The sequence below is a fragment of the Pseudomonas sp. EA_65y_Pfl1_P113 genome, assembly GCF_963970525.1.
Classification (GTDB): Bacteria; Pseudomonadota; Gammaproteobacteria; order Pseudomonadales; family Pseudomonadaceae; genus Aquipseudomonas; species Aquipseudomonas tritici.
In genome coordinates, this window is the sequence record NZ_CAXAQM010000227.1 from 1 (window position 1) to 619 (window position 619).

The 619-nt window shown below is 66.1% G+C and carries 1 protein-coding gene; it reads left to right on the plus strand.

Annotated features, from left to right (window positions below):
- Positions 1-25: 25 nt before the first annotated feature.
- Positions 26-619: CaiB/BaiF CoA-transferase family protein (locus AACY52_RS29285; protein ID WP_339561215.1), on the plus strand; the 594-nt coding region annotated here is incomplete at its 3' end.

The window sequence follows — 619 nt, forward strand, 5'->3', positions numbered from 1 at the left end:
TTTAAGGTTAAGCAGGAGAGACAGCATGGCATCCCCGCCCCTCGCCGGACTTCGCATCCTCGAAATGGCGGGGATCGGGCCAGGGCCGTTCTGCGGCATGATGCTTGCCGACCACGGCGCGGAGGTTATCCGGGTCGAACGCCCGGGTGCCAGTGGTTTGACCGAGGCCGCACGCGACCCATTGTTACGCTCGCGCCGGACGATCATGCTCGATCTGAAAAAGCCCGAGGCAATCGCCGCCGTCCGGCGCATCGCAGCCACATGCGATGGATTGATCGAGGGCTTTCGACCAGGCGTCATGGAGCGGCTTGGCCTCGGGCCAGAGGCGCTACTCGCCGATAAGCCCAAGCTCGTTTATGGCCGCATGACCGGCTGGGGCCAGACCGGGCCGCTGGCCAGCGAGCCGGGCCACGACATCGACTACATCGCCATCTCCGGCACGCTCCACGCTCTGGGCGAAGCCGGGCGTAAACCGGTCGCGCCGATGAATCTGGTCGGCGATTTCGGCGGCGGCGGCATGATGCTGGCCTTCGGCATGCTCGCCGCGATTCTGAGCGCGCAAGCGACGGGCCAAGGACAAGTCGTCGATTGCGCGATGACCGATGGCTCGGCGGTGCTC